The organism is Kordiimonas sp. (genome assembly GCF_965216265.1).
Classification (GTDB): Bacteria; Pseudomonadota; Alphaproteobacteria; order Sphingomonadales; family Kordiimonadaceae; genus Kordiimonas.
In genome coordinates, this window is the sequence record NZ_OZ244153.1 from 3304555 (window position 1) to 3318827 (window position 14273).

Consider the following 14273-nt stretch of genomic DNA (forward strand, 5'->3'; position numbering starts at 1 on the left):
CCACTCCAGCAGGCTTGATTAGACTTCAATCTCAGGCAGAACAAGGCCTTTATGGTTCTTGATTTCTTCTTTGGTCATGTCTGAAAGTTCGTGTGGGAACACAAGCCAGTCATCGGTTTCATGGCAATAGAAGTCCGGCACCAGATTGGTGACATTGCGCTCTGGTTTATAAAACACCGTCGCGATCTTGATCACCTCAGGCGTGTTGCGGCGGCATTTTGCCTTCAGGTGATTGACGATAGCGTCAATCGAACGGCCGCTGTCGAACACGTCATCCACAATGAGAAGGCTGTCTTCCGCATTGATGTTGTTGATGATGTACTCAAGCCCGTGAACCTTCACCTCTTTCTGCTGCTGCATGCCAATGTAGCTTGAGGTGCGGATGGCGATATGGTCGGTGTGAACACCGTAATAATCCATGATTTCCTGCACAGCGATACCGGTTGGTGTGCCACCACGCCAGACACCGACAATGAACTTGGGCCGGAAATCACTTTGGAGAATTTGGATGCCGAGCTGGAACGAATCGTCCAGCAATTCCTGCGCGGTTACATATTTTTTGGTAACGCTCATACTTCTTAAACCCCTTTGGTTCCAAACAGTCTGTCGCCAGCGTCGCCCAGGCCCGGCACGATATAGGCTTTTTCATTCAGCCTCTCATCGATAGCGCCGGTGACAACAGGCACGTCCGGGTGTGCTTCCGTGAAGGTTTTGATGCCTTCAGGTGCGGCTAGCAGGCAGACAAACTTGATGTCCACAGCACCCGCATCCTTGATTTCCTGCACAGCCCGAACAGCTGAATGACCGGTCGCGAGCATGGGGTCAAGAACCACATTCAGCCGGTCGGTCAGATCGTTTGGTACTTTAAAGAAATATTTTGTGGGTTGAAGCGTTTCTTCATCACGTGCGAGGCCAATCTGGCCAACCCGGGCACTTGGCACGAGGTCAAGCATTGGCCCCAAAAGGCCATCACCCGCCCGCAGCACAGAGATAAACGTGAGCTTTTTGCCTGCAAGTACGGGGGCTTCCATTGTGCAAATGGGCGTGTCGATCTGGATTTTGCCAAGCGGCAAATCCCTGAGCGCCTCATAGCCCAAAAACAGGCCAATCTCACGCAGAAGCTTTCTAAACTCAGCTGTGCTCGCCTCTTTGCGCCGCATCAGTGTGAGTTTGTGCTGCACCAGCGGATGGTCCACCACAGTAACATTTTGGGTCATTCTTCAGACTCCGTCACCTACCGGAAATGTCCATTTCATAGGGGCATGGGCAGCAAATGTCGACCTAATCTTGACCAAAACGTCAAAAATGGTTGACCCACCGGTCCTGCTCTGGTTCCCTTGCGCCAATCCACAATATAAGGGCATAAATGAAGACGCAATTTTCCGCTCAACTTTATGCTGCCTGGGAGTGACAAATACATGACGAATTTGGTGAAGGCATTTTGCTTGAAAGCGCTGGCTGTTGGTCTTGTGGCTGTGGGGGCTACTTTGGGTGCCGTGCAGGCCGCAGAAGTACAGCCCGTGCTGCTTTATGATATCGGCGGCAAATTCGATAAATCCTTCAACGAAGCGGCTTATGTGGGTGCTGCGCGTTTCAAGGAAGAGACAGGCGCGGATTTCCGCGACTTCGAGCCTTCGAGCGAAACCCAGTATGAACAGGCGCTCAAGCGTTTTGCCCGCCGTAAGGCAGACCTGATTGTGGCCGTGGGTGTTGGCTATTCCGTTGCGGTTCGTAATGTGGCAAGCCAGTACCCGGACGTAAAATTCACCGTTATTGACGCGATTATTGATCTTCCCAACGTGCAATCCATCACTTTCAAGGAAAACGAAGGATCGTTCCTTGTGGGCATGATTGCGGCGATGAAGAGCGAATCGGGCACCGTTGGTTTTATCGGTGGCATGGACATCCCGCTCATTCGCCGGTTTGAGCAAGGATACCGTGAAGGCATCGCCTATGTGCGTGATGACATGACCATTATCGAGAATTATGTAGGCACAACGCCAAGTGCGTGGAATGACCCGATCAAGGCATCTGAGATGGCACGAAGCCAATATGCGCGGGGTGCGGACATTGTGTTTTCTGCCGCTGGCCCCTCCGGTCTTGGTGTTATTCAGGCCGCGAAAGACAGCGGCAAACTCGCGATTGGTGTGGATAGCAACCAAAATCATGTTGCGCCTGGTTCGGTGCTTACCAGCATGCTCAAGCGGGTGGACCTTGCCGTCTATACTGCAATGACAGAAGCACGCGAAGGCACATGGGAGGCCGGCCACCGTGTGATGGGCCTTGAGGCTGGCGGTGTTGATTATGCGCTTGATGAGCATAACGCAGGCCTGATTACCGACGATATGAAAACCGCGCTGGATGCAGCGCGGGCCGCCATTATCAGCGGTGAAATCGTCGTTGGTGACGTGGCTGGCAGCAACTCCGGTCACTAAGGCTTAAGGCAGGCACACATTCCCATGACCCAGGTGTTGGCGATAGAAACCAGAGAGCTTTCTAAACATTTTGGGGACGTGCGTGCCAACGATGGCCTTTCACTGCAGGTGGAAAAGGGCAGCGTGCACGGTATCGTGGGGGAGAACGGTGCCGGAAAATCCACACTTCTCAAGATGTTGTTCGGCTTCTATCGCCCCGATGGCGGCGATATTTTGGTGGACGGTGTGCATAGCCACTTCCCTAACCCAATGGCCGCAATGGCTGCGGGCATTGGTATGGTGCACCAGCACTTCATGCTCGTGGAACCCTTCACGGTTTTAGAGAATATCATCCTCGGTGCTGAAGGGTCTTCTAACCTGCGCCTTGCAAAGGCTGCGGCGCGGGACAAGCTCAAGGCGCTTGAAAGCAAGTTTGGTTTTGATCTGCCGTTTGATGAGCCGGTTGAAAACCTCTCCGTTGGGGTGCGACAGCGGGCTGAAATCCTGAAGGCACTTTATAAAGGGGCTGATACGCTGATTCTGGATGAGCCAACGGCGGTGTTGACCCCTCAGGAGACAGAACAGCTTTTTGATCTTGTCCGCCAGTTGAAGGCACAGGGTAAAACGGTGCTTTTTGTCACTCACAAGCTGCATGAAATTATGGCCATTACCGATGACGTGACTGTCATGCGGGCTGGCAAAATTGTGGCGCTCAAGAAGACAAGTGAAACGTCTGCCGCAGAACTGGCGGAGCTGATGGTGGGGGCGAAAATTGCCCGTACCGCCAGCAGGGCTGAGGTTTCAGGTCACCCGCTTCGACTGTCGCTTTCAGCCGTTTCAGCGCTGGATGGCCGAGGCCATGAAGCACTCAAGAATGTATCGCTTGAGGTGCGGGACGGCGAGGTGCTTGGCATCGCAGGCGTGGCAGGAAATGGGCAAACAGAACTTCTTGAGGTCATCACCGGCCTTCGACAGGTAAGCGCAGGCACCATCACCTATGGTGACGATGTGATCGCGGACGCGGGCACGGTTACAAGCCCGATAGCACTTCGGCGCATGGGCATGGCCCATGTAGCAGAAGACCGCCTAAAAACCGGGGTGGTGGAAAGCATGTCGGCGCGCGAAAACGCCATCCTCGGTTATCAGCGCGAAGAAGATTTCTCCAAGAATGGCCTTCTTAAGTTGAAGGATATTGCGACGAAAGCCGCAGGTTATTTTGAAAGCCAGGACGTGCGGCCGCGAAACCCAAGCCTCGCCATTGGCTCATTTTCCGGCGGGAACCAACAGAAGCTTGTGATCGCCCGCGAGATTGCTCGCGATCCGCAACTGATGGTTATTGGCCAACCAACCCGCGGTGTGGACATCGGCGCGGTAACCAAAATCCATGACCAGATCACCACCCTCCGGAACGCAGGTAAGGCTATGTTGGTTGTCTCCGCCGACCTTGACGAGTTGCTCGCGATCTCTGACCGCATTGCGGTAATGTGCGAGGGGGAGATTGTTGGTACGCTCAATGTTGAGGATGCGGACGAGCAGACCCTTGGCCTGATGATGGCGGGTGAAAAAAGGATGGCTGTCTGATGGCGCGCGCATCCAAACTGCCGTTGTGGGCGGAAGTCGGGCTACTGCCTGCGCTTAACCTGCTCGCGGCCTTCATCGTCTCTGGCCTTGTAATTTGGGGGTTGGGCGAAGACCCGTTTCTGGCACTTTCCCTGATGTGGGAGGGGGCATTCGGGTTTGAAGAAGCCACCGGCTATACCTTTTATTACGCCACCAATTTTGTCTTTACCGGGCTTGCGGTCTCTGTTGCCTATCATGCCGGGCTTTTTAACATCGGCGGTGAAGGACAGGCGATGCTGGGCGGGCTTGGCCTCACGCTCGCTGTGTTTATGGTTGGTGGTGACGCGCCCATGCTTGCGGCCCTCGCAGGTATCGTGGGGGCGGCGCTTTTTGGTGCCGCGTGGGCCTTTATCCCGGCGTGGTTACAGGCCAAGCGTGGCAGCCATATTGTGATCACCACCATCATGTTCAATTTTATCGCCTCGGCTCTTCTGGCCTATCTGCTTGTGGGCCCATTGCAGCGCCCCGGCGGCCAGATGCCTGAAAGCGCGGATTTCCCGCCGGGCACAGGCCTCACGCCCATGCACGAGCTGTTTGGCGCTCTTGGGGTCAGTTTTGAAGAAAGCCCGTTGAACATCTCTGCCCTCATCGCGCTTCTATGTGTAATTGCGGTTTGGTTTACGTTGAACCGTACGCGGTTTGGTTATGAGTTGCGTGTGGTGGGCAAAAACCACAGTGCGGCGCGGTTTGCCGGTGTGCCTGTAGCGCGCATGACCATTGTGGCGATGATGATTTCCGGCGCGCTTGCGGGCATGATGGGGCTGAATGAAATCCTTGGTGAACAGCACCGCCTTATTGGCAATTTCACGCTTGGTTACGGCTTCGTTGGCATTGCCGTGGCCTTCATGGGGCGCAACCATCCTTTAGGCATTGTGCTGGCAGCAGTCCTCTTTGGGGCACTTTATCAGGGCGGGGCGGAACTGGCGTTTGAAATGCCCAATATCACCCGAGATCTGATCGTGATGATCCAGGGGCTTGTGATCTTGTTCGCTGGTGCGATGGAGCATATGTTCCGCGACCCGATTGAGCGCCTGTTCATGCGGTTCGAGAGGAGGGCGGCATGATCGAGTTTTTGACTGACCTCACGCTCCTGAGCGACAGCACGTTCCGCACCGCAACGCCGCTTGTGCTTGCCGGCCTTGCCGGCCTTGTGGCGGAACGCGCAGGCATTGTAGACATCGGGCTTGAAGGCAAGATGCTGGGCGCTGCGTTTGCGGCTGCGGCGGCTGCGGCGGTTACAGGTTCGCCTTGGGCGGGACTTGTGGCCGGGGTGCTGGCCTCAGTGATGCTGGCGCTTCTTCATGGCTATGTATCGATCGCGCAGCGCGGTAATCAGATCGTCTCCGGCATGGCGATCAATATTGCGGTTGCGGGCCTCGCGCCTACGCTCGCGAACTTTTGGTTCCATCAAGGTGGGCAGACCCCGCTTCTGGGGGAGGAGGCGCGCTTCAGCGCCATCAAATGGCCGTTTGCGGATAGCCTGAGTGACGTGCCGGTTATCGGTCAGCTTTATAGCGAGATCATTTCTGGCCACAACCTGATCACCTATCTGACCGTTTTTATCATCCCGCTTGTTGCATGGATGCTGTATCGCACCCGCTTTGGCTTGCGCCTGCGCGCAGTGGGCGAGAACCCTGAAGCCGTGGACACCGCTGGCATTTCTGTCACGAAACTGCGGTATCAGGCCATGATGATTGCAGGCATGCTATGCGGGCTTTCAGGCGTGGTGCTTTCAACCGGCATGGGGGCAGCTTTCATCCGGGACATGTCTGCGGGTAAAGGGTATTTAGCACTTGCCGCGATGATTTTTGGCCGTTGGAAACCTGTGCCAACCCTTCTGGCTTGCTTGCTGTTTGGTTTTGTTGACGCGCTTCAGGGCCGCCTGCAGGGCGAAAGCCTGCCCCTTATTGGCGAGGTGCCGGTGCAGTTCACCATCATGCTGCCTTATGTGCTGACGGTGATTATCCTTGCCGGTTTTGCGGGCAAGATGGATGCACCGAAAGCAAGCGGTATCCCGTATGAGAAGGACCACTAAGCATGGCGGATGTTAAACAATTGATTGATGCTGCGCTTGAGGCGCAAGCTAAAGCCTACGCCCCCTATTCCAACCACCCGGTGGGGGCAGCGCTGCTGACCTCAGACGGCAAGGTGGTAGCTGGCTGCAATGTGGAAAACGCGGCCTATCCGCTCAGCTTCTGCGCGGAGGCCAATGCCATTGGCAATATGATCATGCAGGGCGCAAACCAGATCAAGCATATCGTGATTGCGGGGCCGGGCACACATGTGTGCACCCCCTGTGGTGGTTGCAGGCAGCAGATACGCGAGTTTGCAGGCCAGGCTGGCGCGCCTGTCACAATTGTTGACCACAAAGGCACCGTGTTGCTGGAAACCACGAGCGCCGAGCTGTTGCCGCACTCGTTCGGGCCTGAAAACCTTTCTGAATAACCAGAACGCTGAGAAGCAGAGGAAGTGTGATGAGTGAAGCTGGCGCCTTTTTGCCGCAAGAAGTGATCCGCATCAAACGTGATGGCGGTGTGGTTCCCGATGCCGATATCAAGCGTTTTGTCGCGGGCATTACGGATGGCAGCGTAACGGACGGGCAAGTTGCAGCCCTTGGTATGGCGGTATTCTTTAACGGCATGAGCCCGGAAGAGGGCGCAGCGCTGACGCTTGCCATGCGGGACAGCGGCGATGTTATGAACTGGACAGAGCTGGGTTTTGAAGCTGGTGCGCCGATTGTGGACAAACACTCCACGGGTGGTGTGGGTGATAAGGTAAGCCTTATGCTGGCGCCGATTGTGGCGGCATGTGGTGGTTATGTACCGATGATTTCTGGTCGTGGGCTTGGCCACACGGGCGGCACGCTCGACAAGCTCGAGTCCATCCCAGGCTACGACCCATACCCGAGCATTAACAAGTTTGCAGATATCGTAAAAACCGTTGGTTGTTCGATTATCGGTCAAACGGGCGACCTCGCCCCTGCGGACAAGCGCTTCTATGGTATCCGCGACGTGACCGCGACGGTCGAGAGCATCCCGCTGATCACCGCTTCCATCTTGTCGAAAAAACTGTCTGCCGGGCTGAATGCTTTGGTGATGGACGTGAAGTTCGGCAATGGCGCCTTTATGGACAGCTATGAGAAAGCAGAAGAGCTTGCGCGCAATATTGTGCGTGTTGCGGGCGCTGCTGGTGTGCCAACAACAGCCCTTCTGACCGACATGAACCAGGTGCTTGGCCGTACAGCAGGCAACGCGGTTGAGGTTTTTGAGACCATCGAGTTTCTGGTAAACCCCAAGACAGCTGACAAGCGGCTCGTGGATATCACCCTTGATCTCGCTGCCCATATGCTCAGCCTTTCTGGCGCGCAACCAAACTTTGACACCGCGCGCGACAAGGCTGCGGTTGCCCTGATGCGCGGCGATGCAGCTGGCCTGTTTGAAAAAATGGTGGCCGCGCAAGGTGGCCCCAATGACCTGTTTGAAAAGAAAGACAGCTACCTCAAGCTTGCGCCTATTGTGAAACCGGTATTGGCAGGCAAGGCGGGATATGTGGCGGCGATGGATACGCGCGCGATTGGCATGGCTGTGGTGGCGCTTGGTGGCGGACGTACAAGCCCCTCGCAAGCCGTTGATCACAGCGTTGGGTTCACGGAGATTTGTCAGATCAGCGATAGTCTGCAGGCGGACCAACCGCTTGCGATGGTGTATGCTAAGACAGAGGCGGCAGCAGATGATGCGATCAGCCGTTTCCATAGTGCAGTGACGATATCTGCGGCCGCCGTGAGCGCAGGCCCGATCGTCGCACAAACAATCGGAGAATAGAGATGGCACGGGCCTTTATTTTGGTTCTCGACAGTTTTGGCATTGGTGCAGCCCCCGACGCGGAAAAATTTGGTGATGTGGGCGCGGATACGCTTGGCCATATTGCGGATTGGTGCGCGGCGGGCAATACGGCACCGGAGCGCGAGACCGCGGGCCCGCTGTCTCTGCCAAACATGGCACGGCTTGGGCTTGGTAAAGCGGCGGAGCTGGCAACAGGTAAGGAGCCAAAAGGGCTGGAGCTGGACGGCAAGGTCACCGGGCTTTATGCGGCGTGCGCGGAACGGTCTTTCGGGAAAGACACACCATCTGGCCATTGGGAAATGGCGGGTGTGCCGGTTGAATTTGACTGGGGCTATTTTGAGCAGAAATACCCGAGCTTTCCTGAAAAGCTTTTGAATGAGCTGATTGAACGGTGTGGCCTACCGGGCGTGATTGGCAATAAGGCGGCCTCGGGCACGGTGATATTGGAAGAGCTTGGCGATGAGCATATCCGCACCGGCAAGCCGATTGTTTACACCTCAGCCGATAGTGTGTTCCAGATTGCAGCGCATGAAGAGCATTTCGGCCTTGAGAGGCTTTATGAAGTTTGTGCTGTCGCGCGGGAACTGGTGGATGAATATAACATTGGCCGCGTGATCGCACGGCCCTTTGTGGGGGAGAACGGCACGTTTGAGCGTACCGGCAACCGCCGCGACCTTGCTACACCGCCCCACAAGCCAACCCTTCTGGAAAAGCTGGAGGACGCGGGCAGGGAAGTGATCTCTGTTGGCAAGATTGCAGATATATTTGCGCACCGTGGTTTGACCCAGAAGGTAAAAGCTAACGGCCTGGATGGGCTTTTTGAAGTATCGCTCGAGAAACTTGACAGCGCACCGGAAGGCTCGTTGACCTTCGTTAATTTTGTCGATTTTGACCAGTCCTTTGGGCATCGCCGCAACGTGGGGGGCTATGCTGCCGCACTGGAATATTTTGATGGCCGCCTGCCAGAGTTTCTAAACGGCATGAAGGCGGACGATGTTGTTATCCTGACGGCCGACCACGGCTGCGACCCGACTTGGCCGGGCAGCGACCATACACGTGAGCATGTGCCTTTTGTGGCTTATGGCCCCAACCTAGGGCCGGGTAGCAAGGGCGTTCGTAAAAGCTTCGCCGATATCGGGCAAAGTGTGGCGCATCACTTGGGTATCGCCGCTTTGGATGACGGCGAAAACGCATTTTAACAAATTCAGACTGAATATTTGATTGAGGGGAGCAAGGGGTATGTTGCGCAAACTATTTTGTGGGTTGGTAATGGTGGCGGGCCTTTCTGCTGCGGCCAGCGCTTACGGGCCAACGGGCCACCGGGTGATCGCGGAGCTGGCATCACGCCACCTCACGCCTGAGGCTGAGGCAGCGGTGAAGGAACTGCTGGGCACCGAGTTTATGGCCGAAGCTGCAAACTGGCCCGACGAAATGCGCTCTAACCCCGATGCCTTCTGGCGCAAGGAATCACAGACCTACCACTACATTAACCTGCCAGACGGTGTGACGTATGAAGACAGCGTCAAGAACCCTGCCGGTGACGCGCTGACAGCGCTCGCGATGTATAGCGAAAAGGTGAAGGACGCGGCGTTGCCGCTGGAAGAACGCCAACTCGCGCTTCGTTTTATCATCCATATTGTTGGCGACCTGCACCAGCCACTTCACGCGGGTCGCGCTGAAGATTGGGGCGGAAACCGTATTGACGTGGTGTGGTTTGAGGAGATGAGCAACCTTCACAAGGTGTGGGATGAGGACCTGATTGATTACAAGCTGCTTTCTTTCACTGAATGGGTGCGCTTTCTTGAGCCCAAGATTACCCCGGCACAGGTAACAGAGTGGCAGGGCGCGCAGCCTATAGATTGGGTGCGTGAGCTGATTGCGATGCGGGCCGATATCTATAATGTGGGCAACGCGATCTTCAGCTACGACTATGTTTATAAATACACGCCGGTGATTAAATCACAGCTTTCAAAGGGCGGAATTCGGCTTGCTGGCCACCTGAACAAGCTGTTCGCTGACATCGGAGAATAACGAGATAAAACCCCGGTGTGGGACTAAACGATTCGCATAATGGGTGTGAGGAGGGCGTGATGAGCGCCCTCCTTGTTGTTTTTAAGCCACAGTTTCATATGAAAGCGAAAGCGCAGATTTCTGCGAAAAGTGGCGGAGCTGTGCCCTTTGCGTCACTTTAAAGGGAATTGCGGTTGCTATAAATCGCAGCCTTCCAATGAATCTTGACACTTTCGTCAAAAAACTGAAAAAAACCGAGCATAAAAGTCATGCGACGCAGCAATTGTGCGCAGGAACGGCCTGACTTGACCTTTCGGTCAGGATTTGGTTGTTTCGATGTGCATGTTCTGTGTGTGAGACTTTTTTTAAAACAGCGAATTAGTCGTTCAGTGCCGGGATCGAAGGGGGCCCTTCCAGAAGATACATCGGCACGTTAATGGAGCTTAGGGAATGAAACGCCAAATGAGAGCTGCTCTTTGTAGCAGCGTTGCACTGGCCGCAATGGCGGTAAGTGTACCTGTAATAGCGCAGGAAATTACGTCCTCGATCCGTGGTACGGTCGTTGATGCATCCGGGAACCCAATTTCCGGTGTTGAAGTAACTGTAGTACACGTCCCATCCGGGTCGCGTGGTACATACACAACCAATAGCTCGGGCGCATTTTTTGCGCGCGGCCTGCGTCCAGGTGGCCCTTACAATGTAGATGTAGCTGCTTCCGGCAACTACCAAGGCCAGTCTTTCGAAGGTTTGACTTTGAATGTAAGCGAACCACTCCCTCTCACAATTCCACTGGCAGCTTCTGGCGCGAGTGTTGAAGAGATTGAAGTCGTAGCAAGCCGTATCGCGGCCATCCGCTCCGGTGGGTCATCTTCTTACGGCGCAGACATGATCGACAAGATGCCGTCGATCGGTCGTGACCTTAAAAGCACTATTCGTGCGAACCCGTTTGTATCCATCGACAGCGGCAGCAACGATGCGCTCTCAATCGGTGGGGCGAACAACCGTTTCAACAGCCTTACGGTTGATGGTATCCGTCAGGATGATGACTTCGGCCTGAACGGCAACGGTTACCCAACGCAGCGTTCACCCATTTCCATCGATGCGGTTGAGCAGGTGGGTGTTTCCCCGGCTCCGTTTAGCGTAGAATTCAACAAATTCACCGGTGGCCAGATCAACGTTGTAACCAAATCCGGTACCAACGAGTTCCATGGTACAGCTTTCTATCAGTACCGCGACCAAAGCCTCGCAGGCGACAAGTCGGTAACGGTGGACGGTGATGACCTTGATGTTGATCTCGGCACGTTCGAGAATAAATTCTGGGGTGCTACCCTCGGCGGGCCAATCATCAAAGACAAACTCTTCTTCTTTGCTTCATACGAGAAGTTTGATGGCTCCACGCCAAACACTACAGGCGCTACAGGTTCAGGCGCTGCGAGTGAAGTTTCCGGCGTGAATGTTGCGGATGTAGAGCGTATTGATGCGATTGCTTCAAGCTACGGCATCGACAATATGTATGGTGGCGATGATAGCATTGCCGAGTCTGACGAGAAGATTTTCTTCAAACTCGACTGGAACATCAACGACAACCACCGTGCATTTGCTTCCTATCAGTACACAGACGGTAACTCGCTTTCGCTGACAGATCACGGCGGCAACCGATTTGCTTTCTTGTCTCACAACTATAACCGTTCGGAAAAACTGCAAGCCTATAACTTCCAGGTTTTCTCTGACTGGACAGACAATTTCTCAACCGAACTTAAAGTCGGTTACAAGAAAAACGAAACTGGCCAGGTTGGCCTTGCGCTTGACCAAGGTATTGGTGAGATCCAGGTTCGCACCAGCGATGATGGGAACAGCGGTACCGTCTACATGGGTATTGATGACAGCCGTCACTCAAACGCGCTCAACAACAAAACATGGCAGGCTAAACTCAAAGCTGACTATGTAAGCGGCGATCACACGATCACTGCCGGTTACGAGTATGACGCTGTTGACGTGTTTAACCTGTTTATCCAGCGTACCCGCGGTATTTGGCAGTTTAACAGCATCGATGATTTCGAAGCTGGTGCACCTGCTACTTTCTCATACCAGAACGCTGCTTCGAACAACCCAGATGACGGCGCAGCTTCGTTTAAACTGGCAACACACACGCTCTACCTTCAAGACCGTTGGGACATGAGCGACAAGCTCACCCTTACAGGCGGCTTGCGTGTCGATTTCTGGAAAACCAGTGACGAGCCAGCGCTGAACCAAAACTTTGTTGATCGTAACGGTTTTGCCAATACAGCAACGCTGGACGGCAAGAGCATCATTCAACCTCGTTTTGCATTCACCTATGATCTCGACGATAAAACCACGCTTCGTGGTGGCTTCGGCCGTTTCGCTGGTGGCGATCCGCTTGTGTGGGTTTCAAACGCATACTCGCTTGATGGTGTAACGACGCTGACATATTTCTCGAACGACGCTGCCCTGATTGCTAACCCTGACTTTTCACAAGTGCCACAGTTCGCACTTGACGGGCTCGGTGGGAATCCGGACGGCGGTGACGTTGCGGCTATCGACCCGGATTTCAAGGTACCAGGCGTTTGGAAGTTCAACCTAGGAATTGATCGTTACTTTGATCTCGGTGCCCTAGGTGACGACTGGCACGTAACTCTTGAAGCTCTGTGGGCTCGTTCACAAAATGCCGCAGACTGGAAAGAACTGCGTCGTGAAGTAATTAACACTGCTGCTGACGGTTCACCGATCTACAGTGCGACCCAGGGTTACGACATCCTGCTGACAAACGGTGCTGAAGCGAAATCAGAAACTTATGCAGTATCCTTTGACAAGTCTTGGGATAACGGCGTGTCGATCTTCGGTTCATACGCGTTCAACGACTCTGAAGTTGCCAACGAAGGAACAAGCTCGACAGCCTCGTCGAACTATAATTTCGCGGCACACCTCGATCGGAATAACCGTCTGCGTGGTACATCGGTGTTTGAAACTCGCCACCAGGTTAAACTCGGCCTGACATACCAGAAAGCTTTCTGGGGCGATAACTTCACCACTGTTGGCCTTTACTACCAGGGTCGTAGTGGCAAGCCATTCTCTATCGCTATGGATGAGTTCCTCCAGTTTGGTGGTTCAAGCTCGATCGATAGTGGTGATGGTCACCTCATCTACGTACCTGCTGCTGGCGAAGCAGCTTTGGTTGGCGGCGCAAATGCAGCTGGTGCCAAGGTGCTCTTTGAAGATGCAGATGCACGCACAGCATTTAACCAGCTTGTAGATACCTACGATCTGGAGCGTGGTAAGTCTGTCGGCCTTCAAAGCGAGCGTGGCCCTTGGATCAACGACCTTGACCTGCGCATTGCACAGGAAGTGGGCGTTGGCTTCGGTAAGGTTGAGCTGTTCATGAACATGGAAAACGTTCTGAACTTCCTCAACAGTGCCTGGGGCGAAGCTTACGATTCTCAGTTTGGTCAGCAAGCGATGGTTGACGCGGATGTTGACGCGGCAACTGGTCAGATCACGTACGGCAGCGTAAGCGATCCGTTCTTCCGCTTCCAAGACACGAGCTCTGTTTGGGTTCTGCAGATTGGTGCGAAATACAAGTTCTAATCCTGAACTTGTGACCCCATATATGACGCCCGGGGGACCCTCCCGGGCGTTTTCTTTAGCACCACATCTGAATAGACCTTTGTGTTGAAGTGTGGTTAAAGGTGGCCTTAGGGGGACCTATGACGGACAAAACAAAAAAAGAAACCGGCCATAAAGCCGGGATCCGCCGAGAAAATGTAGCTAAGATACTGGTGGCGGCGGAAACAGTATTTGCTGAGAAGGGCTTTAAGGGAGCGAGCGTCGGTTTGATTGCCGAGCGCGCTGGTGTACCCAAACCCAATGTCTATTATTACTTCGGCGCGAAGGAAGACCTTTACCGCCGGGTGATAGAAGGCGTGTGTTCGATCTGGCTGCATGCGGCCGATACTTTCGATGAGACGGAAAACCCGGCGCAGGCGCTGCGTACCTATGTGGCTTCCAAGATGGATCTGGCCCGTTCGCGTCCTCATGGTTCCCGGCTTTGGGCGATAGAGATGGCCTCTGGCGCACCGTTTCTGCAGGAATATCTGATTGGTACGGTGAAGCCATGGCTTGAGAGCCGCGAGCGTGTGCTGGAACGCTGGATAGCCGAGGGCAAGCTTTCCCCTGTTAAGTCGCGCTACCTGTTTTACATGATCTGGGCCACAACCCAGCATTATGCGGATTTCGCCGCGCAGATTGATGTGATGAACGAGGGTGACCCGCTTGACGACGCTCAGTTTGAGGAGGCCAAGACGACCGTGATCGATCTTGTGCTCAAAAGCGTTGGCCTAAGTGCGGCGGACACAACAGCTTAAAAACGGAA

12 protein-coding genes are annotated in these 14273 nt (G+C 54.5%); 10 read left to right on the forward strand and 2 right to left on the reverse strand.

Annotation, left to right across the window (positions count from 1 at the left end; all coding sequences use genetic code 11):
• Positions 1–18: 18 nt before the first annotated feature.
• The gene (locus tag ACOOGA_RS15150) at positions 19–573 is read right to left on the reverse strand and encodes a phosphoribosyltransferase (RefSeq protein ID WP_417461479.1); all 555 of its coding nucleotides are present in this window, start codon (positions 571–573) and stop codon (positions 19–21) included.
• Positions 574–578: 5 nt separating this feature from the next.
• Entirely contained in the window at positions 579–1217 is a 639-nt protein-coding gene (gene upp, locus ACOOGA_RS15155; protein WP_417461478.1) for a uracil phosphoribosyltransferase, read from the reverse strand.
• Between the two features lie 201 nt (positions 1218–1418).
• Between upp and ACOOGA_RS15160 the strand changes: the two genes are divergently transcribed.
• The 10 genes from ACOOGA_RS15160 to ACOOGA_RS15205 all read left to right on the forward strand — a co-directional run bounded on the left by ACOOGA_RS15160 (position 1419) and on the right by ACOOGA_RS15205 (position 14265).
• Positions 1419–2435: a BMP family lipoprotein gene (locus ACOOGA_RS15160; protein ID WP_417461477.1), complete on the forward strand. Its 1017-nt coding sequence runs from the start codon at positions 1419–1421 to the stop codon at positions 2433–2435.
• Positions 2436–2459: 24 nt separating this feature from the next.
• Positions 2460–3995, forward strand: coding sequence for an ABC transporter ATP-binding protein (locus tag ACOOGA_RS15165; RefSeq protein WP_417461476.1), 1536 nt, complete (start codon positions 2460–2462; stop codon positions 3993–3995).
• Complete coding sequence (locus tag ACOOGA_RS15170; RefSeq protein ID WP_417461475.1) at positions 3995–5098, forward strand: ABC transporter permease; 1104 nt, start codon at positions 3995–3997, stop codon at positions 5096–5098. The genes ACOOGA_RS15165 and ACOOGA_RS15170 overlap by 1 nt, the downstream gene beginning before the upstream one ends.
• Entirely contained in the window at positions 5095–6069 is a 975-nt protein-coding gene (locus ACOOGA_RS15175; protein WP_417461474.1) for an ABC transporter permease, read from the forward strand. The genes ACOOGA_RS15170 and ACOOGA_RS15175 overlap by 4 nt, the downstream gene beginning before the upstream one ends.
• Before the next feature lie 2 nt (positions 6070–6071).
• Positions 6072–6479, forward strand: a complete 408-nt coding sequence (locus tag ACOOGA_RS15180) for a cytidine deaminase (protein WP_417461473.1) — start codon at positions 6072–6074, stop codon at positions 6477–6479.
• A gap of 29 nt (positions 6480–6508) precedes the next feature.
• The gene (gene deoA, locus ACOOGA_RS15185; protein ID WP_417461472.1) at positions 6509–7855 is read left to right on the forward strand and encodes a thymidine phosphorylase; all 1347 of its coding nucleotides are present in this window, start codon (positions 6509–6511) and stop codon (positions 7853–7855) included.
• Between the two features lie 2 nt (positions 7856–7857).
• The gene (locus ACOOGA_RS15190) at positions 7858–9075 is read left to right on the forward strand and encodes a phosphopentomutase (RefSeq protein ID WP_417461471.1); all 1218 of its coding nucleotides are present in this window, start codon (positions 7858–7860) and stop codon (positions 9073–9075) included.
• Positions 9076–9115: 40 nt separating this feature from the next.
• Positions 9116–9907 carry a S1/P1 nuclease gene (locus tag ACOOGA_RS15195; RefSeq protein ID WP_417461470.1) on the forward strand — a complete coding sequence of 264 codons (792 nt, stop codon included), beginning with the start codon at positions 9116–9118 and terminating at the stop codon, positions 9905–9907.
• Positions 9908–10336: 429 nt separating this feature from the next.
• Positions 10337–13489, forward strand: a complete 3153-nt coding sequence (locus ACOOGA_RS15200; protein WP_417461469.1) for a TonB-dependent receptor — start codon at positions 10337–10339, stop codon at positions 13487–13489.
• Between the two features lie 119 nt (positions 13490–13608).
• Complete coding sequence (locus tag ACOOGA_RS15205) at positions 13609–14265, forward strand: TetR/AcrR family transcriptional regulator (RefSeq protein ID WP_417461468.1); 657 nt, start codon at positions 13609–13611, stop codon at positions 14263–14265.
• Positions 14266–14273 lie beyond the last annotated feature (8 nt).

Excerpts from the sequence above, each read along its gene's own strand:
- ACOOGA_RS15200 (WP_417461469.1), top strand. The coding sequence starts at position 10,337 with ATGAAACGCCAAATGAGAGCTGCTCTTTGTAGCAGCGTTGCACTGGCC.
- ACOOGA_RS15150 (WP_417461479.1), bottom strand. The coding sequence starts at position 573 with ATGAGCGTTACCAAAAAATATGTAACCGCGCAGGAATTGCTGGACGAT.
- ACOOGA_RS15175 (WP_417461474.1), top strand. The coding sequence starts at position 5,095 with ATGATCGAGTTTTTGACTGACCTCACGCTCCTGAGCGACAGCACGTTC.
- ACOOGA_RS15165 (WP_417461476.1), top strand. The coding sequence starts at position 2,460 with ATGACCCAGGTGTTGGCGATAGAAACCAGAGAGCTTTCTAAACATTTT.
- ACOOGA_RS15205 (WP_417461468.1), top strand. The coding sequence starts at position 13,609 with ATGACGGACAAAACAAAAAAAGAAACCGGCCATAAAGCCGGGATCCGC.
- ACOOGA_RS15180 (WP_417461473.1), top strand. The coding sequence starts at position 6,072 with ATGGCGGATGTTAAACAATTGATTGATGCTGCGCTTGAGGCGCAAGCT.
- ACOOGA_RS15190 (WP_417461471.1), top strand. The coding sequence starts at position 7,858 with ATGGCACGGGCCTTTATTTTGGTTCTCGACAGTTTTGGCATTGGTGCA.
- ACOOGA_RS15195 (WP_417461470.1), top strand. The coding sequence starts at position 9,116 with ATGTTGCGCAAACTATTTTGTGGGTTGGTAATGGTGGCGGGCCTTTCT.
- deoA (WP_417461472.1), top strand. The coding sequence starts at position 6,509 with ATGAGTGAAGCTGGCGCCTTTTTGCCGCAAGAAGTGATCCGCATCAAA.
- ACOOGA_RS15160 (WP_417461477.1), top strand. The coding sequence starts at position 1,419 with ATGACGAATTTGGTGAAGGCATTTTGCTTGAAAGCGCTGGCTGTTGGT.
- upp (WP_417461478.1), bottom strand. The coding sequence starts at position 1,217 with ATGACCCAAAATGTTACTGTGGTGGACCATCCGCTGGTGCAGCACAAA.
- ACOOGA_RS15170 (WP_417461475.1), top strand. The coding sequence starts at position 3,995 with ATGGCGCGCGCATCCAAACTGCCGTTGTGGGCGGAAGTCGGGCTACTG.